Genomic DNA, 23596 nt, shown 5'->3' with positions numbered 1-23596 from the left:
GCCGAAAGGCCGGAAGCGTGACTGTCCCTCGATCATCACCTGCATCTCAATGGTCCGTTCTCTCCTGGGACGCGGCTGCTTTCATGCCACCTCCTTGGTGTTGAGATGTTTGTCTGGTGGCAACGATCGGGGCTCACGGCCGATGGGTAGAGTTTCGCCGTCCGGAGAGCAGCCGCAGCCACGGCCCGGAATGGAAGGCGCTCATCAGCCCGTACATCGCCACCATTCCCGTCAGCGGGGACGCGGCTGAGGTCGTGCAGAGCATGTCCGGCTCGCCGATGCTCAGAACGCCGGTCAAAAGCGCCATGAACGCAAAGGGCGGACTGGCGAGGAGAGGGAGCCGATCGGCCGCGCCACGAGCTATCGCCCTTCGCGACCCTTCAATCGTTCCGGTTCTGTGCGTCGACATTTTCGGCTATCCATTTGTTCGGCGGTTGCGCAGGTCGTTGCGGGTCTGCGAATACAGTTAGCGTCCGAAGCTGAGAGTGCGGGAGTTACAAGTTTGACGGGATTGCGATGGACTCGCTGATCACGGCTGCGGCGCGGGCGCTGGCGGCGGGCGATCCGCTCGGCGCGCTGAAACGCGTCGCACTGCGCGACGACGCGCCGGCGCTGGCGCTGCGCGGGATCGCGATGGCGCAGCTCGGCGACTTCCCACGCGCAAAAGCCCTGCTGAAAAGTGCCGCGCGTGCATTCGGCCCAAGGGAAGCGGTGGCACGGGCGCGATGTGTCGTGGCTGACGCCGAGATTGCGCTGGTTTCACGCGACCTTGGCTGGCCGGAGAAGGCGCTTGAGACGGCGCGGGCTGTGCTCGAGGCCCATGGCGACCGCGTCAACGCCGCCCATGCGCGCAATCTCCAGGTCCGACGTCTCGTCCTGATCGGCCGCCTCGATGAAGCCGAGCAGGCGCTTGACGGCTTCGACCCGATGCCGCTGCCGCCCGCATCACGCGCCGCCAACGCTCTCATTGTCGCCGGCATCGCCGTCAGGCGCCTGCAGACGAAGACGGCGCGCGCTCAGCTGGCGCTGGCGCGCGAGGCGGCGCGTGAAGCCGGTATCCCGGCATTGACCGCCGAAGTCGACGGCGCCTTTTTAGCGCTCTCCAAGCCGGCTGCGCGCCTGATCGCCCGTGGCGAGGAGAGGGCGTTGCTGCTCGAAGAGGTCGCGGCGCTGCTGGCATCCGGCGCGCTGGTCATCGATGCATGCCGGCATGTCGTGCGGGCAGGTGATAGGTTAGCATCACTCTCGACGCGCCCGGTTCTCTTTGCGCTTGCCAGGACGCTGGCTGAAGCCTGGCCGGGGGATGCTTCGAGGAGCGCGCTTCTCGCCCGCGCCTTCCGGGCGAGGCACGCAGACGAATCGCACCGGGCGCGACTGCGCGTCGAAATCGGACGGCTTCGCGCTGAGCTACGGGATGTGGCCGAGGTAAGCGCGACAGCGCGCGGCTTTGTGCTGGTGCCGCGGCACGCTCGCGAGGTCGCCGTGCTGGCGCCGCCCGTCGAGGGACAGCACGGCGCGGTGCTTGCCTTGCTCGCTGATGGCGAGGCGTGGGCGAGTTCGGCGCTGGCGATTGCGCTTGGGGCGAGCCCGCGCACGGTGCAGCGGGCGCTTGACGCGCTTTGCGCGGCTGGCAAGGTGCAGCCGATCGGGCGGGGACGTGCACGCCGATGGATGACGCCGCCGGTGCCGGGTTTCCCGACAGTGTTGTTACTCCCCGGGCCGCTGCCGAGCGATTAGGATGAAACCATGAAAAAAGCCTCAGCCGAAATTCTCCGCGAATATGGTCCCTTTCCCGGTGCCGAGCAGGTGCATGGCGTGACGTTCGACGGCCATCACGTCTGGTTTGCCACCGGCGACAAATTGAATGCGCTCGACCCCGAGAGCGGTGAGACGGTGCGTTCCATCGATGTCGCCGCCCATGCGGGCACGGCCTTCGACGGGGAGCACCTGTTCCAGATCGCCGAGGATTGCATCCAGAAGATCGATCCGAAGACCGGCCGCGTACTTTCGACGATCCCGGCGCCGGGCAACGGTGGCGACTCCGGCCTTGCATGGGCGGAAGGTACGCTGTGGGTGGGCCAGCATCGGGGGCGAAAAATCCATCAGATCGATCCCGAGACGGGGGCCATCCTGCGCACGATCGAGTCAAACCGTGTCGTTACCGGCGTCACCTGGGTCGATGGCGACCTGTGGCACGGCACCTGGGAAGGCGACGACAGCGATGTCAGGCGCATCGATCCGCAAACGGGCGAGGTGCTGGAGCGGCTCGACATGCCGGCCGGCATGGGCGTGTCGGGGCTTGAGGCCGATGGCGGCGACCGTTTCTTCTGCGGCGGAGGCGCAAGCGGCAAGGTCAGAGCCATCCGCCGGCCGAAGCGGGCGGAGGCCGCCGACCGCAGCGCCAGAAGCAAATAATCCACGCTCTCTCTATGTCCCGCGCATCGTGAGGAATAGCAGAGCGCCTTGTCGCCTCGTCGCGGCGTCGCGTGCCTACGCTGACGCGACAAGGACGCCGTAACGTCTTGCATCAGTTGCCGAAGTCTCTTTTCAAATCGGTGCCGGCTCAACGAATTGTCAGGCCGGCTTCAGCGATGCAACGCTCACGCGCCGAACCTCTGGTCAAAGCGTGCAGGCGTACCTACCTACAATGCAGAGACGAAAATCGGCGCCCGCAAATCCGTCTCGTGGCCGCGACGTTCGTTTGCGCCAAGTAATAGGCGGCGCTTTGGAAGAGGCAAGAATGGCTAGGACGTTCCAGTCCTTCATTCACGGTGTTTGGGTCCTTGCCATCATCAGCGCGGCGACATCTGTAGGTATTGTCTATGGGTGGCAAAGCCACGGCTGGGTCGGGGCGAGCCTGTACGGGCTGATCGGTTACGGCAGCGGCGTTTTGTTCGCCTACTCGCCCTCGATGTTTTTCGATTTCCTGGAGTTGTTGGGATCCTGAGCGCGCGCTGAACGCGCTTGCCGACATCACGATCAAGGTATGGCGAAGATGCTGATCTCGTTGGTGATGCCGCGCAGCGTGACGTTGTGTGTCATCGGGTTGAGGCCGCGCTCGCTGAGCAGGTCGGCGGCGGCCGGATTGCGCAGCACCGTGCTGGTGGCGAAGATCTCCTGGGCGGTGGCGAGGTGCTGCACGCGCGAGGCGATGTTGACCGTCTGGCCGAAATAGTCCTGCCTCTCGTTGAGGCTGACGGCGATGCAGGGGCCTTCATGGATGCCGATCTTCAACAGCAGGTCCTCGCTGCTGCGCTCGTGATTGAGCTCGCGCATGGCGTCGCGCATCCGCATGGCCGCGGCGATCGCCCGATCGGGCGTCGGGAAGGTTGCCATGACGGCGTCGCCGATCGTCTTGACCACGGCGCCGGCTTCGGCGGCAACGATCTCGTTGAGCACGGTGAAATGGGTCTTGACCAGATCGAAGGCGGCGAGATCACCGACACGCTCGTAAAGCTCGGTCGAGCCGCGAAGGTCCGTGAACAGGAATGTCATGCTGGTGATCTTCAGGCGCTGGTCTACGTCGATCGTATCGGTGCGGTAGATGTCGCGGAATGTCTGGTTGGACAGCAGCCGCTTGGCCGTCAGGAAAGGACGACGGCGCCCGAGCAGCGCATGCAGCGCTTCGCCGGCGACGCAGACCGTGGGCAGCGTGCGCACCTCCGCATGGTTCTCCACCTGGATCCGCAGCGGACCCGGCTGCATGCTGATGGTCTCGTTATGCCGATGGGTGCGATCGAACACCAGGGATAGGTTGCGCCTTTCCTTCGTCGGTTCTCCCGACACGTCGATGAACTGCGCTGCGTGTGTCACCGGCTCGAAGATGATGATGAACTCGGCCGGAAGCTGCAGCGCGATGACGGCCTTTTCGCCGGGCGGCAGTTCGAGAGTCTCGAGAATGAACTCCTCGGCCTTCGCCTCGTAATCGTCTTCAGGCAGGTCGACACCGGAGCCCCAGTAGACCTGGCGGAAATATTCGGCGGCTGGAAGCTCGTGCGGATTGTGGGCCTCGATATGGCGGACGCGCGGGCTGACGGTAAACGTCACCTCGATCATCTCGTCCAGCGTCGGCTCGTAGCCGGCTGCGCAAAGCGCGCAGGTATAGGCCTCGCTCTGCACGGTTTTCAGCGAGGTGTTGGCGTCGAGCACCCCGCCGCAGCCGGGGCAGAGCACATTCCAGGACAGTTCGAACAGACCAAGCCGCGAGGCGTGCAGGAAACCGGCGATCGTCTTTTCTTCGTCCAGCCCGTGCTCGGCGGCAAAGGCGAGCGCATTGATGCGGCCGAGCTTGCGGTCCGGCGCGTCGCGCACGTGCCGCTCGATGGCATCGGCGAAGGCGGGTGCCGCCGACTGGCGCAGGACGTCGAAGAGGGCCTGGGTTTCGCTCATGGTGGTATCTTATACTGAAATGGGCGCGCGGTCAGCGCCTTGTCTTGGCGGGCTGAGAAACTGAGCCGGCTCTTCGACCAGCCGATGGGAGCCGGCGCCGCGTCGACGCTTTTGCCAAGGTCAACTCTGCTCCAGGGTCGTCTCGTTGGCCCCATTGCGCTTGGCCTGAAGCATCTTATGCTAAGAGGGTGGTAGGCCGCGGGAGCGTTGAATGTCGGCACGGCCGTTCTCGAAGATTTCTGCGCCGCTCGGCGGGCTGCTCGCCGTGGTTGGGCTCGTGGCGGTCGCTGCACTCACGACGCCGGACATGACCGGACGAACCAGGCTCAATTTGGAGGTCCTGCTTGCTCTCATCTGGGCCATCTATGTCCTGCAACTGATCGTGACGCTGATCGCCGCGCGCGAGAGAGACTTTTGGGACAGGCTGCCGGCGATTGCTATCGATGTGCTTGCTGTCTTGGTTCCTTTCGCCGCGGTGCTGTTTGTCGGCACGCGCGATCAGACCCTCTACTGTGCCATCTGGCTGCTGAAGCCTCTGCGCGGATCGCCCTTCTTCCGGCTTATGGGCAGCGTCCTGAGCAAACAGGCACGTAACCTGATCGGCATCACCTCGATCTTCGGCATCGTTCTTTTTGGTGCGGCGCTCACGGCCTATCTCATCGAGCGCGACGTCCAGCCTAACACGTTCGGCAGCATCCCCCAGGCGATGTGGTGGGCGGTGGTGACGCTGTCGACCACCGGCTATGGAGACGAGATTCCGCAAAGCTTCGCCGGCCGCGTCCTTGCCGGGCTGGTCATGATGTGCGGCATCGGCATCTTTGCGCTCTGGGCCGGCATCCTCGCCACCGGCTTCTACGAAGAGGTCCGTCGCCGGGACTTCGTGCGCAATTGGCAGTTGGTGGCGACCGTGCCACTGTTTCAGAGGCTTGGCTCGTCGGCGCTCGTCGAGATCGTGCGGGCGCTGAGGCCTCGCGTCGTGCCGGCGGGCGCTGTCATATGCCGCAAGGGCGAGGCCGGCGACCAGATGTTCTTCATCGTCGAGGGACGCGTCAGTATCGCGACACCGAACCCGGTGGAGCTAGACGCTGGCAGCTTCTTCGGCGAGATGGCGCTGATTACGGGCGAGCCCCGCTCGGCGACCGTCAGCGCGGCGACCGAGGTCTCGCTGTTGTCGCTGTATTCGGAGGATTTCCAGATGCTGTCCAGCAGCAACCCGGAGATCGCGGACATCATCCGCAAGACTGCGCTCGAGCGGCGCGGAGCGACGCCGAAGGCTTGACGGCCCCGCAGGGCTATTGGGTCGTATGCGCAGACCTGAATGCAAGCGCGCCAAGCAGCATTTCACGGCTACCTCATTAACAGCCGGGAAAGTCTTTCTCCTCTAGCATGGCTTCGGGGACACTCTTTCTTATAGGCGATCAATGTCATTTTTCGGCGTTTCCGGAATGTACTATTCCGGTGAATCTCTTGCTGAGCACCGCATCGTGCTTGCCGAGGACTCCAATCTGTTTTCGTCGATGGTCTCGAAGCGGCTGAAAGAGCTGTTCGACATCGACGTCATCGTCTGCCGCGATTATGACGATCTGCAGTTTGCCGTCGAAAATGCGACATTCCCGGCGTCGCTGGCCATTTCCAACATCAACCTGCCCGGTGCCGAGAATGGCGAGGCGCTGAATTATCTCATCGAGATGAGCGTGCCGACCGTGGTCTTCACCGGCTCCTTCCAGGAAAGTACGCGCGAGAAGATCCTGGCCAAGGAGATCGTCGACTATGTCATCAAGGACAGCGTCTTTGCCGTCGACATGCTGGCGGAATCGGTTTGCCGGTTTCTCACCAACCACAAGCACCATGTGCTCATCGTCGACGACAGCCCGACGGCGCGCGCGCTGCTGACGACGCAGCTGAAACGCTACAATTTCCGCACCAGCACGGCAGAAAACGGTGCGACGGCGCTCGAAATCCTCAAGAACCATCCGGATATCGGCCTCGTCATCACCGACTACAACATGCCCGACATCGACGGCTTCGAGCTGACGCGGCGCATTCGCGGCACCTATGGGCCGCACCAGTTGCGCATCATCGGCGTCTCGTCCTCGACCAACCGGCTCTTGTCGGCACGCTTCCTCAAGGCCGGCGGCAACGATTTCGTCGTGCGCCCCTTCGTCAACGAAGAGTTCTATTGCCGCGTCAACCAGAACCTCGACACGCTGATCAAGATCAAGACCTTGAGCGAAAAGGTGAAAGTTCCGGCCTAAAGCATGTCGCGCAAAAGTGTGCTGCGGTTTTGCGATAACGACATGCGTAAAAACAAGAACTTGAAGCGCGGCAAGCGAATCTGAAAGATCGCGACGCGCTTTAACGCGCCTGCGAACTCCGCGAACCTGGCTGCCGGATGCGCCGTTTGTCGGCGCCTTGATCCCGCCCGCCACCTCCGTTTCGAGGCGGTGGCGCTCATCCGTCGGCTACACACGCCGGCGCATCTGCCGCTTTCCTGCGCTTGCGACCCCTAAAATTGCCGGGGTCGCGAGAAAAGCCCTCTTACGGTTGCCGCATTAACGAAATTGCAATCCGGACCGTCTTCAATCGGCCGCAACAAAAGTGGGGAGCCCGGTAACGCCTGGTCATGCCAAGACAAAATGTCTGGCGCGATCCGTGCCGGGTATAATTGTATATTGGGAGCCAGCGTCGCCCTTTTTGGGACAGCACGCCTGCGGCTCGAAATCGGGATTTGCAGGGACGTGAGATTGCGCCGCACGCCAGGTCGGATCAATTCTGTGCAGAAGCACAGCGACAAGCGCATGTTGCTGATCGAAGATTCCCGCATGTTTGCCACCGCGCTGAAATACGGCCTGGAAACGGTGCATGGTATTCGTGTCACCCATTGCGCCTCGCTGGAGGCGCTGCGCCAGGAAATGACCGCAGCGCCGGATAGCTTCTCGCTCGCCGTGCTCGACCTCAATCTTCCCGACGCGCCCAATTGTGAGGCGCTCGACTTCATCCTCGCCAACAACGTTCCGGCCGTCGTCTTCACCGCGGCCTTCAACGACAACACGCGCGACCAGATCCTCGGTCGCGGCGCGCTCGATTGTGTCATCAAGAACCAGCCGGAATCGATCAATCTCCTGATCGGCGCCGTGGACCGGGCCTTGACCAATGGCAAGACGACGGTGCTGCTTGCCGATTCCGACACGCCGTCGCGGGTCGAGCTTGCGGGCATCCTGCGCCGGCAGCGGATTTCGGTGTGCGAGGTCGCTTGCGCCGCCGATGCGCTGCTGGTGCTCGATTCCGGCGAGGCGATCGATATCGTCGTCACCGATCTTGATTTGTCCGACATGACTGGGGCAGCGCTGCTTGCCGAGGTGCGCCGGCGCCAGGGCGATGAGGCGCTGCCGGTGATCGCGCTTTCCGACAGCGGCGACCGCCGGATCGGAGCGCGGTTCCTTGAGGCCGGCGGGACGGACTTCATCCAGAAGCCATTCCTTGAGGCAGAGTTCAACGGTCGCATCGCCTATGCCGCCGGCATCCAGAAACGGTTGCAGACGCTGCAGCGACAGGCAGCGAGCGACTATCTCACCGATATCTACAATCGCCGCCATTTCTTCCTGACCGGCCCGCGCCTCGTCGAGCAGTGCCTGCGCCGCGGCGAGACCACGGCCATCGCCATTCTCGACATCGACCACTTCAAACGCCTCAACGACACCTATGGCCACGAGATCGGCGACGTCGTGTTGAAGCATGTGGCCAAGCGGTTGACGACGCTGGTCGGCGACGAACACCTGCTTGCCCGCCTCGGCGGCGAGGAGTTCGGCATCCTGTTCAACGGCTTCGACGTCCAGCGCGCCTTCACGTTCTGCGAGAAGCTGCGCATCGAGCTTGCGAGATCGCGCATCGTTGCGGATGACGAGGAACTGTCGATTACAGTGTCGATCGGTCTTGCGACCATCGAGGCGCCGGAGTCCTTCGAGAACTACCTGCATGCGGCCGACCAGTTTCTCTACATGGCCAAGCACGCCGGGCGAAACCGGGTGATTTCGGAGCTCGCACTGCTCGACGCACTGGCGTCGTAGCGAGCCGCAATCCGCGACGCTGTCCGGCCAAGGACCTGTTCCTGCATGGTGGCGAGCTAGTGCCGCTAGCCGCGATGATTGCAATGAATCGCGAAGCATTGTCGGTTTCGGCATCGGCGAAACGTCTTCCAAGCAGCCGGACATGATCCGGGCCTGCGAAGAGGAGCCGCATATGACCAAAGTTGTCTCAAATCTCTGGTTCGAAAAGGACGCCCTCAGGGCCGTCGAACTCTACGTCTCGCTCGTGCCCAATTCGGCGATCGTCCGCACGACGGTGATGCCGGCGGATTCGCCGAGCGGGCCGGCGGGCAGCGTCAAGGTGATCGAGTTCACCCTGGGAAACCAGAACTTCACCGCGCTCGAAGCCGTACCGCTGGACCCGTTCAACCATTCCTTCTCGATCATGATCCAATGCGACAGTCAGGAGGAGATCGATCGCCTGTGGAATGCGCTGCTTGAAAACGGCGGGCAGGCCGAGCAATGCGGTTGGCTGCGGGACCGCTGGGGTCTTTGCTGGCAGATCGTGCCGAGAGCGCTCGGCGACATGGTTGCCCATACCGACCGCGAGCGCGCCCGGCGTGTGACCGAGGCCATGCTGGGCATGATCAAGCTCGATATCGCCGAACTGGAGCGCGCCTTCCACGCCCGGACCTGAGCCAGATCCGGCTGAACAGGTGCGCTCATGGACAAGGGTTGACGGTGTGGCCTGCGCTATTTCCGCGCCTGCGGGTAGATCGTCTCGCCGCGCTTCAGCATCTCGACGAAGGTCTCGATCTTTTTCCGGCGGCCGGCCTCGGTCTTCATATTGTGCGTGCGGAAGGCAAGCGCGAAGCGGTTCTGCGCGCTGAGTTTTGCCAGCATTTCTCGCGCCTGCGGCTCGGCGTCGATCGCTGCCTGCAGGTCGTCGGGGATCTTCATTTCCTTGCCGCTGCCATAGGCGCGATCCCAGCGGCCGTCGGCCTTGGCCTTGTCGACCTCTTTCAGCCCATACGGGGTCATCCGGCCTTCGGCGATCAGCCGGGCCACATTGTCGACGTTGATCTGGCTCCAGATGCTTTTCTTGCCGCGCGGGGTGTAGCGCTGCATGTAACTCTGGTCGTCGTGGCTCTTGCGCACGCCATCGATCCAGCCCCAGCACAGGATCACGTCGATCGCCTCCTTCGGCGTGATCGATTTGAGGCCGGAGCTTACCTTGTGGATCTTGATCCAGACCTCGGTTTCGCCGGCATGGTTGGCGCCGAGCCAGACATAGAAACGCTCTTTGTCTTCGAACTCGTGGACCTTGCTCGGATCGATGATCACGGGTGCCATGGGGTGAAATGCTCCTGATGTTCAAGCGGCGGAGGCGTGCCAGCACGTTCCGGCTGCGGCGCGGCCACGCGTTCTCCTTTTCCGTTCAAGCGAAAAATGCGGATCGACGCAAGCGCGAACGTGGGTGGAGCGGGTTCCAGAATGGCGGGAAATGAGGGGCGACAAAGCGGGCCAGGTGGTCTGTGGTATCGCTGCGGCGGCAAGCGCAACCGCAAATTGGGCGGACGGTTCCATCTGAAATTCGGACCGATACCGTCTTCAACGAGGTTTGCACCCCGTTCTCCTCATCCTCGCCCCTGTGGCAGGGATCCAGCGACCCGACGTCTGTCGGGTTAGGGGGCATTTCAGCCCAAGGACTTGGGCTGGCTGGATTCCTGTGACAGGCACAGGAATGAGGGAAGTTTTGGCGGCTGGCGGGCTCACATCGCCGGATAGGTTAAGAAGGGACGGCCTGTTGCCAACAAAAAGGGCGGATGACCCGCACTTTTTGTGTGTTCGCACCAGTTCCTATCGCGCCATCTGCAGCGTCAGCTTGCGGTCGGCGCGCTCCTGCTGCGGCGAGCGGTTGTAGAGTTCGCGATAACACTTGGAGAAGTGCGACGCCGAGACGAAGCCGCAGGCGACGGCGACTTCGACGACCGGCATCGACGACTGGATGAGGAGGTGTCGAGCGCGGTCGAGCCGGATCTCCAGATAGTAGCGGGCAGGGGACCGCCCCATCTCCTGGCGGAATAGTCGCTCGATCTGCCGGCGCGACAGGTCGGCGCCCTCGGCGATCTCCAGGAGCGACAGCGGTTCGGCAAGATTGCCTTCCATCAGCTCGATGATCGACAGCACCTTGGCGTTCTGGACGCCGAGACGGGCGCGCAGCGGCAGCCGCTGGCGGTCGTGAGGGCCGCGCACGCGGTCGGTCAGCGCCTGTTCGCAGACGCGGTTGACGAGGTTCTCGCCAAAATCCTGGTCGATCAGGTTCAGCATCATGTCGAGCGAGGCGGTGCCGCCGGCGCAGGTGTAGATGTTGCTGTCGATCTCATAGAGGTCGGCATAGACGTCGACCTGCGGGAAGTTCTCGGAGAAGCCGGGCAGGTTTTCCCAGTGGATGGCGCAGCGCTTGCCCGTCAACAGGCCGGCCGAGGCCAGCACATGGGCGCCCGTACAGAGGCTGCCGACGGCGACGCCGCGGTTGTAGACTTCGCGCAGCCAGGCATTGACCGACTTGTTGTTGAAATCCTCGACATAGATGCCGGAACAGACCAGCACCATCGACGGACGGTTTTCCCCGCCCAGGAACTTGCGTTCGTCGGCGAGAGACGAGTTGACCTCAAGCGCGATGCCGCTTGAGGAGAGAACCTTTTCGCCGTCGGTCGATGTGAGGCGCCATGTATAGGCCTCGTAGCCGAGCATGCGGTTGGCGATGCGGAGCGTTTCGATGGCGGCCGAAAACGGCAGCATGGAAAAGTTCGGTACCAGGAAGAAGACGAGAGAACGCTTTTTGGTCAAGGGCTTGTTCATGAGGCTTCCCGTGCTTGGCGATGCCGTATATTCGTCGCTTGGAAGATACCATCCGGCTTGTCTGTTTGCGACATTGACATGGAAAGCAGCGACCGCAAAGACATTTCGCATTGCGACATGGGGCGGGAAAGCCGCTGTCGAGCCGGCTTTGCGGCTTTTGTAAGGAATGCGACAGATTTACCGGCGTCGTTGACGTAATCTGACAAGAAACGCCAGAGATGCGCAATTTTCAGAAAGAACGCCTTTGGGTTGTGTTTGCCGATTGCGACGCGCCGGCGGTGAAAGGGCCAGGTGTCGGTATCGGACAAGTTCGCGCAAGGGCCGGTTTGGGGCGTTTCGACGCCCGACGGCATCTGGCGAAACCACAAAAGAAGAAGGGCATCGCCTTCTCGACGATGCCCTTCAGCGGTTCGCGCTCGGGGTCTTGGGTCCCCGAGAACAGGTCAGGCGGTCATTCATTGTTCGGTCTTGTGCACCGCGTCGTCGACGGATGGGAAGCCGATGTCCTTCATCGTGTCGTAGGACAGGTTTTCAAGTGCGCGCTCGTTGGCATAGCGCTTCCAGGCAGCCCAGGCGCGTGCACGCAGATTGAAGAGACCCGGGATGGACGAGAGGGAGGGTGCCCGCTCCGAGGTCTGTGATAGATGGATAGTAGACATTTCATGGCTCCTTCTGAGTGCCTCAGAGGTCGCGACCACGATCTATATATGTCGCAACCCTAATCATCATTCAAACGAATATGTTTGATGTTTTCCATCAAACATGGTGATCAATCAGCGTCTCGGCGAAGATGAGGTCGTTGCGGACCCGCTTGGGTAGTTTCGCCAATTCGCGGTGGGCTTCCACCCGATTCCGGGCGATGCGTTTTGCCTGTCGTTTTCGTGCAATGCCGTCGATCAGCGTTTGCACGCGGGAGAGGAACGACAGGACGAGATCGCCGTCGGCATTGACCTGTCTCACAGGCAGGGCCTTTGCCATTTGCACGGCATGATCCGGAGTGCGGTTCATCTTGGGCTTCACCTTGCTCACGTGCCGGATGTCCTGCGGGGCAGAGAAGGCCATTGTTGTCGCGGACATGACTGGTTTCCTTCCTTTGGCGTCCTTGCAACTTGACTATCGGTCTTTGCTGATGTTCAATCAAACGAAATGAAGTGAACCATTCTGTCAGTTTTATTGAACAAGGATGCCGCCATGAACATGATGCTGCGCCATGCGCTTCCGCTCCTGGAAATGGATGTGTTGAAAACCTTCGTCGCCATCGCCGAAACGGGCAACTTCACCACCGCGGCCGAAACGGTCTATCGCACGCCGTCGGCGGTCTCGATGCAGATCAAGAAGCTGGAAGAGCAGCTCGGCTGCACGCTGTTCCTGCGCGATGCGCGTTCGGTGTCGCTGACGCCCAAGGGCGAGATGCTCTTGGGCTTTGCCCGCCGCCTGCTGGCGCTCAACAACGAGACGGTGTCTCGCTTCCTGCTGCCCGACATGAACGGCGTCGTGCGTGTCGGCGCGCCCGAGGATGTCGGCGAGCGCATTCTGCCGGAAGTGTTGAAGCGCTTTGCCGAATCCTATCCGAACGTCACGGTCGACGTCTCGATCGGCATGAGCGGCGCCATGCGCAAGCGCGTCGACGAGCACCGTCTCGACATCGCGATCTTCAACAGCCTGACCGACGTCGCGCCGAAGAACGGCGAGATCCTGATGCAGGAGAAGCTGGTCTGGGCCGGCGTCAAATGCGGCAATGCGCATCTTAAGGATCCGCTGCCGGTGTCGATGTGGGAGGACGGTTGCGTCTGGCGGGCCGATGCGGTGGAAAAGCTGTCGCGCGCCGGCCGCCGGTTCCGCATTGCCTTTCTCAGCGCCTATACCACGGGCCAGCGTGCCGCCGTGCTCGCGGGCCTCGCGATTGCCCCGCTGCCGCGCTACCTCGTCCAGGGTGAGATGGTGCAGCTCGGCGAGCGTGACGGCCTACCGGATCTCGGCCATTACGACATCGGCTTGCAGGTGATCGACGATGCGCCGGCGCCGGTGCTGGCTGTCGCAGATCATGTTCGCGACGCATTCGCGGAACTGAGGATCCAGTCGGGAGAGGCGCGGCTTGCAACAGCGGTTGCCTGACAAACCGGCCGAAAGCGACCCGATCGTCATGCGTTGATCTCGGCGCAAGGGGAAGGCGTGCCATGGCGCGAGATGACCAGTCGCGACGCATTTTGGATCCGATCGATCGCCTCTCGGAGATCATTTTCGGGCTGCTGATGGCGCTGTCCTTCACCGGTACGATGAGTGCGGCCGTCGGTGGCGGCGAGAAAGTGAATGCGGTGCTTGTCGCCGCTTTCGGCTGCAATCTGGCCTGGGGCATCGTCGATGGCGTCATGCATGTGGTAACGACCGCGGTCGAGCGGGTGCGACGTCGCGGCCTGGTCGACGCTCTGCAGCGCGAACCTCTCGATCGCGCCCGCCAGATCTTTCTCGACAACCTCCCTGATGATATCAGGTTGGTGTCAGCGCAAAGCGAAATCGAGGCGCTGCTTCTGCGCGTACGGGCCTTGCCGTCCAACGGTCAGCATTCCGTGGTCACAGGCGGAGACCTCAAGGCCGCGCTTGCCATCTTCGCGCTCGTCGTCATCTCGACGCTGCCGCCGAGCATTCCCTTCCTGTTCATCGAGCAGATCGACGTCGCCATGCGCGTTTCGAACGCCATCGCGCTCATCATGCTTTTTATCGTCGGAGCACGGCTCGGCAGCTATATGGGGCGAAGCCCCTGGCCGATGGCCTTCGCCATGGCAGCGATCGGTGCCGTACTTGTCGCAGTGACGATCGCGCTTGGTGGGTAGAGGGCGCAGCACGTTCGGTCCGATGGTGAAGCGCGCCGACCCGCTGCTGATATTTTGAATCACGTTCGCAGCTTATCGCCATGAAACAGCATGACTTTGTGCCGTTCCATTGTGCCAATCCCGCTGTCTTGCCGCCGGGCTCAAGCGGTGCTTGCCCTTCCATAAGCGTAGGCTTATAATAAGTAATGACTTATGAAGGCAGAGTGCTTGCGGCGTTGGCAGACCCGACGCGGCGCCAGATTTTCGAGAGGCTGGGTACCGGTCGTTGCTCGGTTGCCGATCTCGCACGGTCGTTGCCGGTGTCGCAGCCGGCAATATCGCAGCACCTGAAAGTGTTGAAAGAGGCGGGCCTTGTTCACGACACGCCTTCAGGCACGCGCCGTATCTATTCGATCGACCCCGCTGGCCTTGGTCCGCTGCGGCAATGGCTCGATCGCTTCTGGGGTGATCAACTCGCCGCCTTCAAGGCAGTGGCGGACCGCGACGAAGCCATCTGACATATCGGCATGGTTTGTGGTGCGGTCCATGAGGCAAACGGGAGTTTGTGAAATGCATCACATCGAGCCTGCCCCTGTGCGCAAAACCGTGACAGTCCGCGCGACGCCGGAGCGCGCCTTCGACATCTTCGTCGCCGGCATGGGCGAATGGTGGCTGAAGAGCCATAGCCTGACGGCAAGCGGACAGAGGACCGTCGTGGTCGAGCCGTTTGCGGGCGGCCGCTGGTACGAAATCGGCAATGGCGGCGAGGAGAAGGAATGGGGGCGGGTGCTTGCCTGCGAGCGGCCGAGGCGCATCCTCCTTGCATGGCAACTGAATGCCGACTGGGTGTTCGATCCGGAGTTTGAGACCGCGGTGGAGGTCATCTTCGAGCCCGCAGTCGATGGCGGCACCACCGTACTGCTCGAACATCGCGATCTCGCCAATTATGGTGCGAAGGCGAATGAAGCCCGCGTGGCGCTTGATTCAGAAGATGGATGGACGGGACTGCTGGGGGCATTTGCGGCGAGGGCCGCGTGAGATTCTAAGCGTCACCGCCTTTCTCGAACGCGCTCCCTGGTGCGTTGTTGCAGCCCTCATCCGCTTGCCGGCACCTTCCCCCGCAGGCGGGGGGAGGGATGCTTGGCACTGTCACCGCCCTCACTTGCCGTTGGGCCAAAACATTTGACTATGCAGTGACTTGAACGCAAGCATGCCATGACGTTCAACCGAAGCAACGCGCGATCAATTATGCAGGTATCAACGCCATTGGAGGCTTTTCCCGAATTGGGATCAGTCGCAAACCCCGTAGTGTTCTATGACGGCATTGACGCCCTGGTTTGCTACGAGACCTCGCCCCCGGTTGGCGGTGGCAACGTGGTCCTGAGGTTCGGTGACGTTATCGATTTCCGAGTCACGCCGATGAATGTCGATGGCCTGCCAGGATGCAGATACCCGGTCCTTCCGTGGGCGTTCAATGAAGTCTCTGGTGGCGAGGAAACAGCCCGGTGGGAAGTCCTCAGTCCACGATTTTGGATCATATCCTTCCACGACGTCACGATCGACGTTCTGTTCGAGACGGTCTCCCTCGTGGTTCATGACGAACGCGGCGGGCCGCTGCGCAGGACGCTGATGGACGTCATACGTTGATGCGCTGAAGACCATTCTAAAGGGCGCAGTGTGTCCGCTTGCTTCTTTTCGGCCCTACTCCCGGCTACGCCTCCGCCGTCTGCCGCCGCCCTCGCCATCATCTGCCGCCACCTTGCGCTCCGGCAGGGTGACGACTGCAGACAGTTTCGGGAAGGCGTCGACCTTGTTCGGCATTGCCATCGCGTTGATGAAATGCTCCTGAAATTTTGATTCAAGAGCGGTCTCTATCTTCTCGATTTTGCTGACGGTTTGCTCGATCTCGCGACGGTGGCCGCGGTTCAGGAGCGCCATCAGCGCGCCGGTGCCGGCGGCGTTGCCGACGGCCTTCACCTCGTCGAGGTCGCAGTCCGGGATCAGGCCCAGCACCATGGCGTATTTCGGATCGATGAAGGAACCGAAGGCCCCGGCAAAGCGGATGGTGTCGACATGGTCGATATCCAGCTTTTCCATCAGCAGCTTGATGCCGGCATAGAGCGCCGCCTTGGCGAGCTGGATGGCGCGGATATCGTTCTGCGTCACGGTGATGCGCTGCTGGCCCTCGTGCAGCAGGTAGGAGAAGGTGCGGCCGTTCGGGATGATGCGCGGGCTTTTCGCCGCCATCGCGCCATCGACGACGCCATCCTGCGAGATGATGCCTGAGAGATACATCTCCGCGACGATTTCGATGATCGCCGAGCCGCAGATGCCGGTGACGCCAACGGCGGCGGCCGCCTCGGCAAAGCCGTCCTCATCAGACCATTTGTCGACGCCGATGACGCGGAACCGCGGCTCGAGCGTCTCGGGATCAATGCGCACGCGCTCGATCGCGCCCGGTGCGGCACGCTGGCCGGAGGAGATTTCAGCCCCTTCGAAGGCCGGGCCGGTGGGCGAGGAGGCGGCAACGACGCGATCCTTGTTGCCGAGCACGATCTCGGCATTGGTGCCGACATCGACGAGCAGCATCATCTTGTCCTGCCGGTAAGGGCCTTCCGACAGCGTGGCGCCGGCGGCATCGGCGCCGACATGGCCGGCGATGCAGGGCAGCATGTAGAGCCGGGCGCCGCGGTTGACGTCGATGTCGATCTCGTGCGCCCAATATTGCAGCGCGCCGGAGACAGCGAGCGCAAACGGCGCCTGGCCGAGCTCGGTCGGGTCGATGCCAAGGAACAGGTGGTGCATGATCGGGTTGCCGACGAAGACCATGTCGAGGATGTCGTGGCGGTCGACCTCACCTTCGGCGCAGACCTTGCCGATCAGGCCGTTGACCGCCTCGCGCACCGCCTTGGTCATCGCCTCGCGGCCATCGGGATTCATCATCACATAGGAGACGCGGCTCATCAGATCCTCGCCGAAGCGGATCTGCGGGTTCGAGGTGCCCGAGGAGCCGACGATACGGCCGGAGAGCAGCGAGACGAGATGCATGGCGATCGTCGTCGAGCCGATGTCGCAGGCAACGCCATAGGCCTCGTTCTTGAGGCCCGGCCACAGGCCGACGATGAAGGGGCGTGAACTGTCCATGTCGCGGTGGATGGCGGCGGTCACGGCCCAATTGCCCTTGCGCAGGATGCCCTGGACCTGCGGAATCAGGTGCGGCGCGATCAGCAGGTCCTTCCAGCCCCAGTCCTTCTCCAGCATCACCTTCAGCCGGTCGAGATCGCCGAGCGGCTTGTGCATGTCGGGCTCATCGACCTCGACATAGCAAAGCTGGATGGCGGCGTTGCGCTCGATCACCCGGTCGCTTGCGGCCTTGCGCACCACCTGGGCGTTGATGACGGTATCCTGCGGCACGTCGATGACGAGATCGCCGAGAATCTGGGCGGAACAGGAAAGCCGGCGACCGTCAGGCAGTTCGCGCACGGAGGCGTAGCGCTGTTCCTTCGGGCCAACAGGCGAAATATGGTCGTTGGAGGAGACGATCTTGTGCTTGGCGAAGTTGCCTTCCTGCACCTCGATCTGACAGCGCCCGCAGGTGGCGCGGCCGCCGCAAACACTTTCGACATAGACCCCGAGCGAGCGGGCGGCATCGAGAACCGGCGTGCCGACCGGGAAGCGGCCGCGCTTGCCCGATGGCATGAACAGAACGAGGGGATCCTTGTGCGCGGCTTCGGTCATGTTGGTCTCGATTTCGGAAGTGCCTTCGATGCGCATTCTGTTCTGTCTTTCCTAAAGCCTGCTTCTGCCCGATGGACCGAGGCATGGGTAAACGTCTTCAGACTGCACCGGAATGCTGCCTGATAGTTGTCAGATCCCGACATGGAAAGATCTGCGAGCATCATTTCGTCAGGGTTGCGCTCGCGGGGCGTATCCGTTCATGACGTCTTGCGCGACAGGCGCCGGGCATTGACGCGCACGCGCTTGCCGTAGGGTTTAAGGGCGGCGGCAGCGATCGCCGTTCCACCCAGGCCAAGCGATGCGCCGCCGCCGGTCATCAGCCGCACCGCATTATCGAAACCGGTGCGCCACAGCGCCATGTTCACGGCCATGGCACTTTCCGCGGTGGCCGCGATCTTCTCGGAGACCATGCGGCTAAGCTCGGTCGGATCCTGCGTTTTCCCGGTCAGTGCCGCCAGTTGCATTTCGTGCAGCCGCAGCGCCATGACGAAAGGGGCTTCGAACCAGAGCGTGAAAGTGTCGAGGTGAAGTCGGCGCGTTGTCATCGATGATCCCTACTCTTGTGCTGCGACAGCGACGGTCGGATGCTTGACTATGGAGCCGTGGTCAGTTTCGCAGCTGCTATTGCCCAGACAAACGCCGCCGCCAGTGTCGTCGAGCTACCCCAGAAACAGACGTTCATGACCCGTTCCTGGGAACCAAAGTTGATCCTCCTCGTGACAACCGCAACGAAAGTGACGGCAAGCACTGCGAGGTTTGCGAACAGGACCGGCAGGACTTAAAGCGCGTCGCGATCTCCAGGATTCGCTTGCTGCGCTTTAAGTTCTTGTTTTTGCCCATGTCGTTATCGCAAAACCGCTGCGCACTTTTGCGCGACATGCCTTAGGTCCTGAGCGCACCGTAGAGCCTTTTGAACTCGCCCGCATCCTCAAAGAGCGCATATCTGACAAGGAGAGCCAAAGGACAACCAGGGCAACTCATGACCTGGTTGTCCTTTCGATGTGCAGTACGGCGCCGAGCAAAAGCCTATTCGCTCGCCGCAGCTCCGCCGGTGCGCGCGGCGCGCCCGCCGCGACGACCGCCGGAGGCTGCCGGTGCTGCGGCCGCCGCCACGGCATGGCCGCCTTCTGCCGGCTTGTGGTCGCGGTAGGTCCTGATCCAGTTGGTGCAGTTGGCGTCGGTGCCGTTCAGAACGTTTGCAGCGCGAACGGCCTCCATCTCCTGCGGACGGCAGGGGTTCATGATCGCGGACGTCATACCGGCGCCGATGACCATGGGGATGAAGCCGGCATTGATGCCGTGGCGATGCGGCAGGCCGAAGGAGATGTTGGAGAGGCCGCAGGTGGTGTTGACCTTCAGCTCTTCGCGCAGACGGCGCAGAAGCGCAAACACCTGCCGGCCGGCGTCGCCCAGGGCGCCGATCGGCATGACCAGCGGATCGACGACGATGTCGTGTGGCTTGATGCCATGATCCATGGCGCGCTCGACGATCTTCTTGGCAACGGCGAAGCGCACGTCCGGATCCATCGAAATGCCGGTTTCGTCGTTGGAGATGGCGACAACCGGCACGTCGTATTTCTTGCAGAGCGGCAGGATCGCTTCCAGCTTTTCCTCTTCGCCGGTGACGGAATTGACGAGCGGCCGGCCCTTGGCGACCTTCAACGCCGCCTCGATTGCCGCCGACACGGAGCTGTCAATCGACAGCGGCACGTCGACAAGGCCCTGGACGATTTCCAGCGTCTTGACCAGCAACGGCGGTTCGGTCTCGTTCGGGTTGACGGCGGTGACGCCGGCGTTGACGTCGAGCATCGTCGCACCGGCGGCGACCTGCTCCAGCGCGTCCTTGATGACGGTGTCGAAATTGCCTTCGATCATTTCCGCGGCCAGCTTCTTGCGGCCGGTCGGATTGATGCGCTCGCCGATGACGCAGAAGGGCTGGTCGAAGCCGATGATGATTTCGCGGGTGGCGGAAGCGACGATGGTACGGGTCATGTAAGATCCTTTGATCCTGTGGCGTCGGGTTTCGTTATCTCACCCGTTAAGCGATGGAGGCGGCCGGACGGGCCGGCGCCGGTTTTGTCTGCGATTGCCTCAGTGGGGATGGTGGGCCGCGGCCTCGGCCATCTCCTGCTGGTTTTCTTCCTTGCCTTCGCGAATGTGCTCCATGCGGGAGGCGACAAGCGCATCGGTCGGCAGCGTTTCGTGTTTCCAGGGCTTGCGACCCTTCAACACGCCCGATTCATGCACGATCTCTGCGACATATTCTTCCTGGCGATAGGCCATGACGTGGACGCCGGAGACGCCTTCGATCTCCTTGACCTCGTTGATGATGTCGATGCAGAGCTGCTTACCTTCCTTTTTCTGATCCTGCGCACCTTCCAGCCGCGTGATGATGCTGTCGGGAATGTGGATGCCCGGCACGTTGGAGCGGATCCAGCGGGCGGTTTTCGCCGACGCCATCGGTCCGACGCCGACGAGGATGAAGCATTTTTCGTGCAGGCCGAGATCGCGCACCTTCTTCATGTATTCGCGGAACATCGGCACGTCGAAGCAGTACTGGCTCTGGACGAACTGCGCGCCGGCCTCGATCTTCTTGGCCAGCCGATAGGGGCGGAAGTCGTAGGGAGGCGCAAAGGGGTTGATGGCGGCGCCGAGAAACACCTGTGGCGGCGTCGTCAGCTTGCGGCCGGAGAGGAACTTGGAATTGTCGCGCATGATGCGCACGGTCTCGAGCAGCGACATGCAGTCGAGGTCGAACACCGGCTTGGCGCCCGGCTGGTCGCCGGCCTGCACGCCGTCGCCGGTCAGGCACATGACGTTCTGCACGCCCATGGCGGACGCGCCGAGCACGTCGCCCTGGATGGCGATGCGGTTCTTGTCGCGGCAGGCGATCTGCATGATCGGGGCATAGCCCATGCGCGTCAGCAGTGCGCAGATGCCGACAGATGACATGTGGCAGTTGGCGCCGGAGGCATCGACCGCATTGATGCCGTCGACCCAGCCATCGAAGATTGCGGCGCGCTCGTAGACGTCCTGCGGGTTGGCGCTGTCGGGCGGGTTGAGTTCGGCGGTGACGGCAAATTCGCCGCGACGCAAAACGCGCTCGAGCCGTCCGCGCGAGGAGTGGCCGGGCAGAGGATCGAGCGGCGCGCCGGGGTCGTATGGATTGTAATCGGGGCTCATGCCTGGTTCTCTTTTGCCTGGGCTTCGCGGCGGGCGGCGGCTTCCGCCGTCACCCGCAGCCACGACGAGGTCTCGCGCAGCGACTGGTTGACCGGCTTCTGCACGTTCATGATCGCATCGCCCTTCGTCATGTTCTGCGAACCTTTCCACGCCTGCACCCAGACGCAGGGCATATCCGGCTCGACCTCGCAATTGCCGTTGGCCCTGACGCCGCCGCAGGGGCCGTTGCGCAGCTGCTTCGGACAGTTCATCGGGCAGGACATGCCGGTCGACGACAGCGCGCACTGGCCGCACATGCGACAGTCGAAAAGAAAGCCTTTGACGTGGCGTTCGACGAAGGTCACCGGCCGCTCGACGCGGCCGTAGCCAATTGCGTTCCACAGCGGGTGCAACAGCAGGAAGAGATCGGCAAAGCGGTTGTAGAACCATTCGAGGAAGCGCGAATGGCGCACGGCCCAGAGGCGGACGGTATATTTGTGGCGCGAGCGGCGGCTCGGCGAAACGCCGGCGGGGGTATAGGCGCCGGTCGCGGCCTTGGCGGCAGGCGCGGCATTGCCCTTGACGATCTTCGCCTCCGCTGCACCTGCGAGCTTCGGCTCAGCCATTGTCGCGGCCTCCTGCTTTGACGAGGGCAACCAGGCGCTCGCGGTCATAGGCGGCTTCGAGCTCGGCGGCCGCACGGTCTGCTTCCGCTTCCAGTTCGTCGGAGACGGGTTCTGGCTCGGCCTTGCGCCATTCGGCGAGATAATCGTCGGTTTCGGCAGCGCCGGTGCGCATGGCGCACATGTCGATCGCCTCGGTGAAGCGCAGCGAAAGCTCGCGCTTGGCGGTCGTGCGGCCCTTCTTGATGATGACCTGGGCCGGGATGTCGCGCCAGTAGACGATTATGCGATCTGCCATCGGGTGTCGTTCTCCTCTTCCTGCGACAATGCTTATGTCCGGGCGCTGTGGCTCACCTCGCCACGACGTTGGATGTGTCCAAAAACGACGCCGGCGCAGAACGTCGAAGACCCCCGGCACTCTACGCGTTGCCGCAATGCGGGCAAGTCCACACTTCGGGATATCCATCGGTTGAGGAGTGTCAGAAATTTCAGGGCCTTAGGGCCTTCTGACGGCCACAGGCGGCGTGTCCTCATCGGCGAATCTGCGCCCGGTTTTCCTACCAGATGCCGCGCCGAATTCCGTTCCAGAGCCATGTCCAGATCGGCGGGTGGTACCACTGTTGCGACGGGCCTGCGACATCGAGCGGTTGCAGCTTGCCCTTGAGGGCATCGTCGACGGCGGCAATGGCGATGCCGGTGGAGGCCGCCGTCTGCAGCAGCGGATAGGTATGCATCGTATCGCGGCGGTCGGGCGTCTGGCGCGACTGGTAGAGAATGCCGCCGGTATCGACGCCTTCGTCGACGAGATGCACGGTCGCGCCGAAATTGATGACATCGTCGTTGACCTGCGCCCAGTAGCCGCCCATCAGCCCGCGATAGCCCGGATTGATGCCGGCATGGAAGTTGACGACCGGGCAGGGGATCTGCGCCAGGGTATGGGCCTTCAACAGGCGGCAACTGATGAGAAAGACGACTTTTGGCGCGAGCTGCCGGATCTGCGACACAGCCTCAGCGTCGTTCACGGACGTGATCTGGCAAACCGGTACGCTCGGATCCGGCGCGCCCGATACACCGTAGTGCCTAAGGATGCCTTCCGCTCTCTTCCGGGTAAAGCGCTTGCCGAAGCGCGAGGCGATCATTGTCGCCAATTGCCCGATCGCTGTCGGCCACCCGAGCTTTCGCGCCCGCCGGCGCAGGAAGAGGCTCTTGGATTCCGGCTGCTCCTGGAGAACGACGATATCGTCAAAGCGTGCGGCGAGCGCATTGATCATGATCCAGGGATTTTCTCCGCCCGCCGTCACCACGACGACGCGGCTCGGCTGCCTGGCCGCGGTGTTGGTCTCATTGTCTGCGTCCGCCATGCCGGCCCCTGAAGCGTTGGTCGCAACAGATATGGCGGCTGGCGCGTTACCGGCGACTTAATGGCGGGTATTTGGGAAGCAGATGCCAGAAGTGGCATCGGGAGACGGTTTGGCCGAGGCTGGGGCATCGGACCCCGAGCGCGTCGCGACGAGCGTGTTCGTTCGATGGTGGCAGATAAGGCGCCGGCTTGTCCGGTCTAACGGAAGTCCGCGGCGGTCAGGACATAGATCGTCTTGCGACCGTGGGCATATGCTGCCTTTGCGACTTCGTAGATCTTGTTGCGTGCAGCGTCGAATGCCAGAAGGCAGGCCGCTTCTGTCGTCCGGGTCGGCGCGCCACGCGAGAGCGCCTCCGCCTCGACATAGAAGGGCACTTCGAACATGCCATCGTGGCCAAGGAAGCGAACAGCGTTCCTGGTATCGTCGAAGCTTCGGCTTTGGTTGGGGAAGCTTAGTGGCATCGTGTGATCCTTTTTAGCGATAAGCCAGCTCGGCCAGCGGTCGGCCGGGCGGACGAGTGAGGATGGGCGTTTGGCTCCGTGCCGCGCCATCACAAGATCCGGCCGAAGAGGATCGTGGTGATGACCACAAAGACCGCGACCGAAAGAGCAATCCAGGCAAAC

General features: G+C 62.6%; 26 protein-coding genes. 12 read left to right on the top strand and 14 right to left on the bottom strand.

What is annotated here, in order from left to right:
* Positions 1-133 precede the first annotated feature (133 nt).
* The gene (locus ASD00_RS30965; protein WP_057210914.1) at positions 134-409 is read right to left on the bottom strand and encodes a hypothetical protein; all 276 of its coding nucleotides are present in this window, start codon (positions 407-409) and stop codon (positions 134-136) included.
* 107 nt (positions 410-516) lie between these two features.
* Between ASD00_RS30965 and ASD00_RS30960 the strand changes: the two genes are divergently transcribed.
* From ASD00_RS30960 to ASD00_RS30950, 3 genes are all read left to right on the top strand, one after another.
* A complete protein-coding gene (locus tag ASD00_RS30960; RefSeq protein WP_025427431.1) occupies positions 517-1737 on the top strand; it encodes a hypothetical protein in 1221 nt (406 codons plus the stop codon).
* A 9-nt stretch (positions 1738-1746) separates the two neighbouring features.
* On the top strand, positions 1747-2415 hold the full coding sequence (locus ASD00_RS30955) for a PQQ-binding-like beta-propeller repeat protein (RefSeq protein WP_025427430.1): 669 nt from the start codon (positions 1747-1749) through the stop codon (positions 2413-2415).
* A gap of 325 nt (positions 2416-2740) precedes the next feature.
* Positions 2741-2947, top strand: a complete 207-nt coding sequence (locus tag ASD00_RS30950; RefSeq protein WP_025427429.1) for a hypothetical protein — start codon at positions 2741-2743, stop codon at positions 2945-2947.
* Positions 2948-2979: 32 nt separating this feature from the next.
* Here ASD00_RS30950 and ASD00_RS30945 read toward each other — a convergent pair whose 3' ends face one another.
* Complete coding sequence (locus ASD00_RS30945; protein ID WP_025427428.1) at positions 2980-4389, bottom strand: adenylate/guanylate cyclase domain-containing protein; 1410 nt, start codon at positions 4387-4389, stop codon at positions 2980-2982.
* A 211-nt stretch (positions 4390-4600) separates the two neighbouring features.
* Between ASD00_RS30945 and ASD00_RS30940 the strand changes: the two genes are divergently transcribed.
* The 4 genes from ASD00_RS30940 (at position 4601) to ASD00_RS30920 (ending at position 9111) form a co-directional block, all read left to right on the top strand.
* Positions 4601-5668 carry a cyclic nucleotide-gated ion channel gene (locus ASD00_RS30940; RefSeq protein ID WP_057210912.1) on the top strand — a complete coding sequence of 356 codons (1068 nt, stop codon included), beginning with the start codon at positions 4601-4603 and terminating at the stop codon, positions 5666-5668.
* 142 nt (positions 5669-5810) lie between these two features.
* Complete coding sequence (locus ASD00_RS30935) at positions 5811-6644, top strand: response regulator (protein ID WP_025427426.1); 834 nt, start codon at positions 5811-5813, stop codon at positions 6642-6644.
* Between the two features lie 519 nt (positions 6645-7163).
* Positions 7164-8456 (top strand): diguanylate cyclase, encoded by a 1293-nt coding sequence (locus tag ASD00_RS30925; RefSeq protein ID WP_244445410.1) that lies wholly within the window; start codon positions 7164-7166, stop codon positions 8454-8456.
* A gap of 172 nt (positions 8457-8628) precedes the next feature.
* Positions 8629-9111, top strand: a complete 483-nt coding sequence (locus ASD00_RS30920) for a VOC family protein (RefSeq protein ID WP_057210916.1) — start codon at positions 8629-8631, stop codon at positions 9109-9111.
* Positions 9112-9167: 56 nt separating this feature from the next.
* On the opposite strand, the gene ASD00_RS30915 is transcribed toward ASD00_RS30920, so the two are convergent.
* The 4 genes from ASD00_RS30915 to ASD00_RS30895 form a co-directional block, all read right to left on the bottom strand.
* Complete coding sequence (locus ASD00_RS30915) at positions 9168-9767, bottom strand: YdeI/OmpD-associated family protein (RefSeq protein WP_025427422.1); 600 nt, start codon at positions 9765-9767, stop codon at positions 9168-9170.
* A gap of 507 nt (positions 9768-10274) precedes the next feature.
* Complete coding sequence (locus tag ASD00_RS30910; protein ID WP_057210910.1) at positions 10275-11279, bottom strand: GlxA family transcriptional regulator; 1005 nt, start codon at positions 11277-11279, stop codon at positions 10275-10277.
* A gap of 455 nt (positions 11280-11734) precedes the next feature.
* A complete protein-coding gene (locus tag ASD00_RS30900; RefSeq protein WP_025427418.1) occupies positions 11735-11938 on the bottom strand; it encodes a hypothetical protein in 204 nt (67 codons plus the stop codon).
* Between the two features lie 97 nt (positions 11939-12035).
* On the bottom strand, positions 12036-12341 hold the full coding sequence (locus ASD00_RS30895; RefSeq protein WP_234907741.1) for a hypothetical protein: 306 nt from the start codon (positions 12339-12341) through the stop codon (positions 12036-12038).
* 129 nt (positions 12342-12470) lie between these two features.
* Here ASD00_RS30895 and ASD00_RS30890 point away from each other — a divergent pair, with 129 nt between their 5' ends.
* The 5 genes from ASD00_RS30890 (at position 12471) to ASD00_RS30870 (ending at position 15736) form a co-directional block, all read left to right on the top strand.
* Positions 12471-13394 (top strand): LysR family transcriptional regulator, encoded by a 924-nt coding sequence (locus ASD00_RS30890; RefSeq protein ID WP_025427416.1) that lies wholly within the window; start codon positions 12471-12473, stop codon positions 13392-13394.
* A 62-nt stretch (positions 13395-13456) separates the two neighbouring features.
* A complete protein-coding gene (locus tag ASD00_RS30885; protein WP_025427415.1) occupies positions 13457-14110 on the top strand; it encodes a VIT1/CCC1 transporter family protein in 654 nt (217 codons plus the stop codon).
* A 185-nt stretch (positions 14111-14295) separates the two neighbouring features.
* A complete protein-coding gene (locus ASD00_RS30880; RefSeq protein ID WP_057210908.1) occupies positions 14296-14607 on the top strand; it encodes a metalloregulator ArsR/SmtB family transcription factor in 312 nt (103 codons plus the stop codon).
* A 52-nt stretch (positions 14608-14659) separates the two neighbouring features.
* Positions 14660-15127, top strand: coding sequence for an SRPBCC family protein (locus ASD00_RS30875; protein WP_025427413.1), 468 nt, complete (start codon positions 14660-14662; stop codon positions 15125-15127).
* Positions 15128-15304: 177 nt separating this feature from the next.
* Positions 15305-15736, top strand: a complete 432-nt coding sequence (locus tag ASD00_RS30870; protein ID WP_225906564.1) for a hypothetical protein — start codon at positions 15305-15307, stop codon at positions 15734-15736.
* A 54-nt stretch (positions 15737-15790) separates the two neighbouring features.
* Here the strand turns inward: ASD00_RS30870 and ASD00_RS30865 are convergent, their stop codons facing one another.
* The 8 genes from ASD00_RS30865 to ASD00_RS30825 all read right to left on the bottom strand — a co-directional run bounded on the left by ASD00_RS30865 (position 15791) and on the right by ASD00_RS30825 (position 23434).
* Positions 15791-17863, bottom strand: coding sequence for an ASKHA domain-containing protein (locus ASD00_RS30865; protein WP_025427411.1), 2073 nt, complete (start codon positions 17861-17863; stop codon positions 15791-15793).
* 161 nt (positions 17864-18024) lie between these two features.
* Entirely contained in the window at positions 18025-18372 is a 348-nt protein-coding gene (locus tag ASD00_RS30860; RefSeq protein WP_025427410.1) for a hypothetical protein, read from the bottom strand.
* Positions 18373-18853: 481 nt separating this feature from the next.
* Entirely contained in the window at positions 18854-19819 is a 966-nt protein-coding gene (locus tag ASD00_RS30850; RefSeq protein ID WP_025427408.1) for a methyltetrahydrofolate cobalamin methyltransferase, read from the bottom strand.
* Positions 19820-19918: 99 nt separating this feature from the next.
* Positions 19919-21010: a methylenetetrahydrofolate reductase gene (locus ASD00_RS30845; protein ID WP_025427407.1), complete on the bottom strand. Its 1092-nt coding sequence runs from the start codon at positions 21008-21010 to the stop codon at positions 19919-19921.
* On the bottom strand, positions 21007-21615 hold the full coding sequence (locus ASD00_RS30840) for a methylenetetrahydrofolate reductase C-terminal domain-containing protein (protein WP_057210906.1): 609 nt from the start codon (positions 21613-21615) through the stop codon (positions 21007-21009). The genes ASD00_RS30845 and ASD00_RS30840 overlap by 4 nt, the downstream gene beginning before the upstream one ends.
* Positions 21608-21910: a virulence factor gene (locus ASD00_RS30835; RefSeq protein WP_025427405.1), complete on the bottom strand. Its 303-nt coding sequence runs from the start codon at positions 21908-21910 to the stop codon at positions 21608-21610. The genes ASD00_RS30840 and ASD00_RS30835 overlap by 8 nt, the downstream gene beginning before the upstream one ends.
* Positions 21911-22169: 259 nt before the next feature.
* Entirely contained in the window at positions 22170-22973 is an 804-nt protein-coding gene (locus ASD00_RS30830; RefSeq protein ID WP_025427404.1) for a formyl transferase, read from the bottom strand.
* A 197-nt stretch (positions 22974-23170) separates the two neighbouring features.
* The gene (locus ASD00_RS30825; protein ID WP_025427403.1) at positions 23171-23434 is read right to left on the bottom strand and encodes a DUF1488 domain-containing protein; all 264 of its coding nucleotides are present in this window, start codon (positions 23432-23434) and stop codon (positions 23171-23173) included.
* Positions 23435-23596: the final 162 nt, after the last annotated feature.

It is taken from the genome of Ensifer sp. Root31 (genome assembly GCF_001424825.1).
In the GTDB taxonomy this organism is placed as follows: Bacteria; Pseudomonadota; Alphaproteobacteria; order Rhizobiales; family Rhizobiaceae; genus Ensifer; species Ensifer canadensis.
This window is presented reverse-complemented; position numbering and strand designations above follow the sequence as displayed.

Bases quoted from the DNA above. Each gene is read 5' to 3' on its own strand.
- ASD00_RS30830 (WP_025427404.1), bottom strand. From the start codon at position 22,973: ATGGCGGACGCAGACAATGAGACCAACACCGCGGCCAGGCAGCCGAGC.
- ASD00_RS30875 (WP_025427413.1), top strand. From the start codon at position 14,660: ATGCATCACATCGAGCCTGCCCCTGTGCGCAAAACCGTGACAGTCCGC.
- ASD00_RS30825 (WP_025427403.1), bottom strand. From the start codon at position 23,434: ATGCCACTAAGCTTCCCCAACCAAAGCCGAAGCTTCGACGATACCAGG.
- ASD00_RS30890 (WP_025427416.1), top strand. From the start codon at position 12,471: ATGAACATGATGCTGCGCCATGCGCTTCCGCTCCTGGAAATGGATGTG.
- ASD00_RS30940 (WP_057210912.1), top strand. From the start codon at position 4,601: ATGTCGGCACGGCCGTTCTCGAAGATTTCTGCGCCGCTCGGCGGGCTG.
- ASD00_RS30865 (WP_025427411.1), bottom strand. From the start codon at position 17,863: ATGCGCATCGAAGGCACTTCCGAAATCGAGACCAACATGACCGAAGCC.
- ASD00_RS30870 (WP_225906564.1), top strand. From the start codon at position 15,305: ATGACGTTCAACCGAAGCAACGCGCGATCAATTATGCAGGTATCAACG.
- ASD00_RS30945 (WP_025427428.1), bottom strand. From the start codon at position 4,389: ATGAGCGAAACCCAGGCCCTCTTCGACGTCCTGCGCCAGTCGGCGGCA.
- ASD00_RS30915 (WP_025427422.1), bottom strand. From the start codon at position 9,767: ATGGCACCCGTGATCATCGATCCGAGCAAGGTCCACGAGTTCGAAGAC.
- ASD00_RS30850 (WP_025427408.1), bottom strand. From the start codon at position 19,819: ATGACCCGTACCATCGTCGCTTCCGCCACCCGCGAAATCATCATCGGC.
- ASD00_RS30935 (WP_025427426.1), top strand. From the start codon at position 5,811: ATGTCATTTTTCGGCGTTTCCGGAATGTACTATTCCGGTGAATCTCTT.
- ASD00_RS30880 (WP_057210908.1), top strand. From the start codon at position 14,296: ATGACTTATGAAGGCAGAGTGCTTGCGGCGTTGGCAGACCCGACGCGG.
- ASD00_RS30965 (WP_057210914.1), bottom strand. From the start codon at position 409: ATGTCGACGCACAGAACCGGAACGATTGAAGGGTCGCGAAGGGCGATA.
- ASD00_RS30885 (WP_025427415.1), top strand. From the start codon at position 13,457: ATGGCGCGAGATGACCAGTCGCGACGCATTTTGGATCCGATCGATCGC.
- ASD00_RS30835 (WP_025427405.1), bottom strand. From the start codon at position 21,910: ATGGCAGATCGCATAATCGTCTACTGGCGCGACATCCCGGCCCAGGTC.
- ASD00_RS30845 (WP_025427407.1), bottom strand. From the start codon at position 21,010: ATGAGCCCCGATTACAATCCATACGACCCCGGCGCGCCGCTCGATCCT.
- ASD00_RS30840 (WP_057210906.1), bottom strand. From the start codon at position 21,615: ATGGCTGAGCCGAAGCTCGCAGGTGCAGCGGAGGCGAAGATCGTCAAG.
- ASD00_RS30950 (WP_025427429.1), top strand. From the start codon at position 2,741: ATGGCTAGGACGTTCCAGTCCTTCATTCACGGTGTTTGGGTCCTTGCC.
- ASD00_RS30895 (WP_234907741.1), bottom strand. From the start codon at position 12,341: ATGGCCTTCTCTGCCCCGCAGGACATCCGGCACGTGAGCAAGGTGAAG.
- ASD00_RS30910 (WP_057210910.1), bottom strand. From the start codon at position 11,279: ATGAACAAGCCCTTGACCAAAAAGCGTTCTCTCGTCTTCTTCCTGGTA.
- ASD00_RS30960 (WP_025427431.1), top strand. From the start codon at position 517: ATGGACTCGCTGATCACGGCTGCGGCGCGGGCGCTGGCGGCGGGCGAT.
- ASD00_RS30860 (WP_025427410.1), bottom strand. From the start codon at position 18,372: ATGACAACGCGCCGACTTCACCTCGACACTTTCACGCTCTGGTTCGAA.
- ASD00_RS30900 (WP_025427418.1), bottom strand. From the start codon at position 11,938: ATGTCTACTATCCATCTATCACAGACCTCGGAGCGGGCACCCTCCCTC.
- ASD00_RS30920 (WP_057210916.1), top strand. From the start codon at position 8,629: ATGACCAAAGTTGTCTCAAATCTCTGGTTCGAAAAGGACGCCCTCAGG.
- ASD00_RS30955 (WP_025427430.1), top strand. From the start codon at position 1,747: ATGAAAAAAGCCTCAGCCGAAATTCTCCGCGAATATGGTCCCTTTCCC.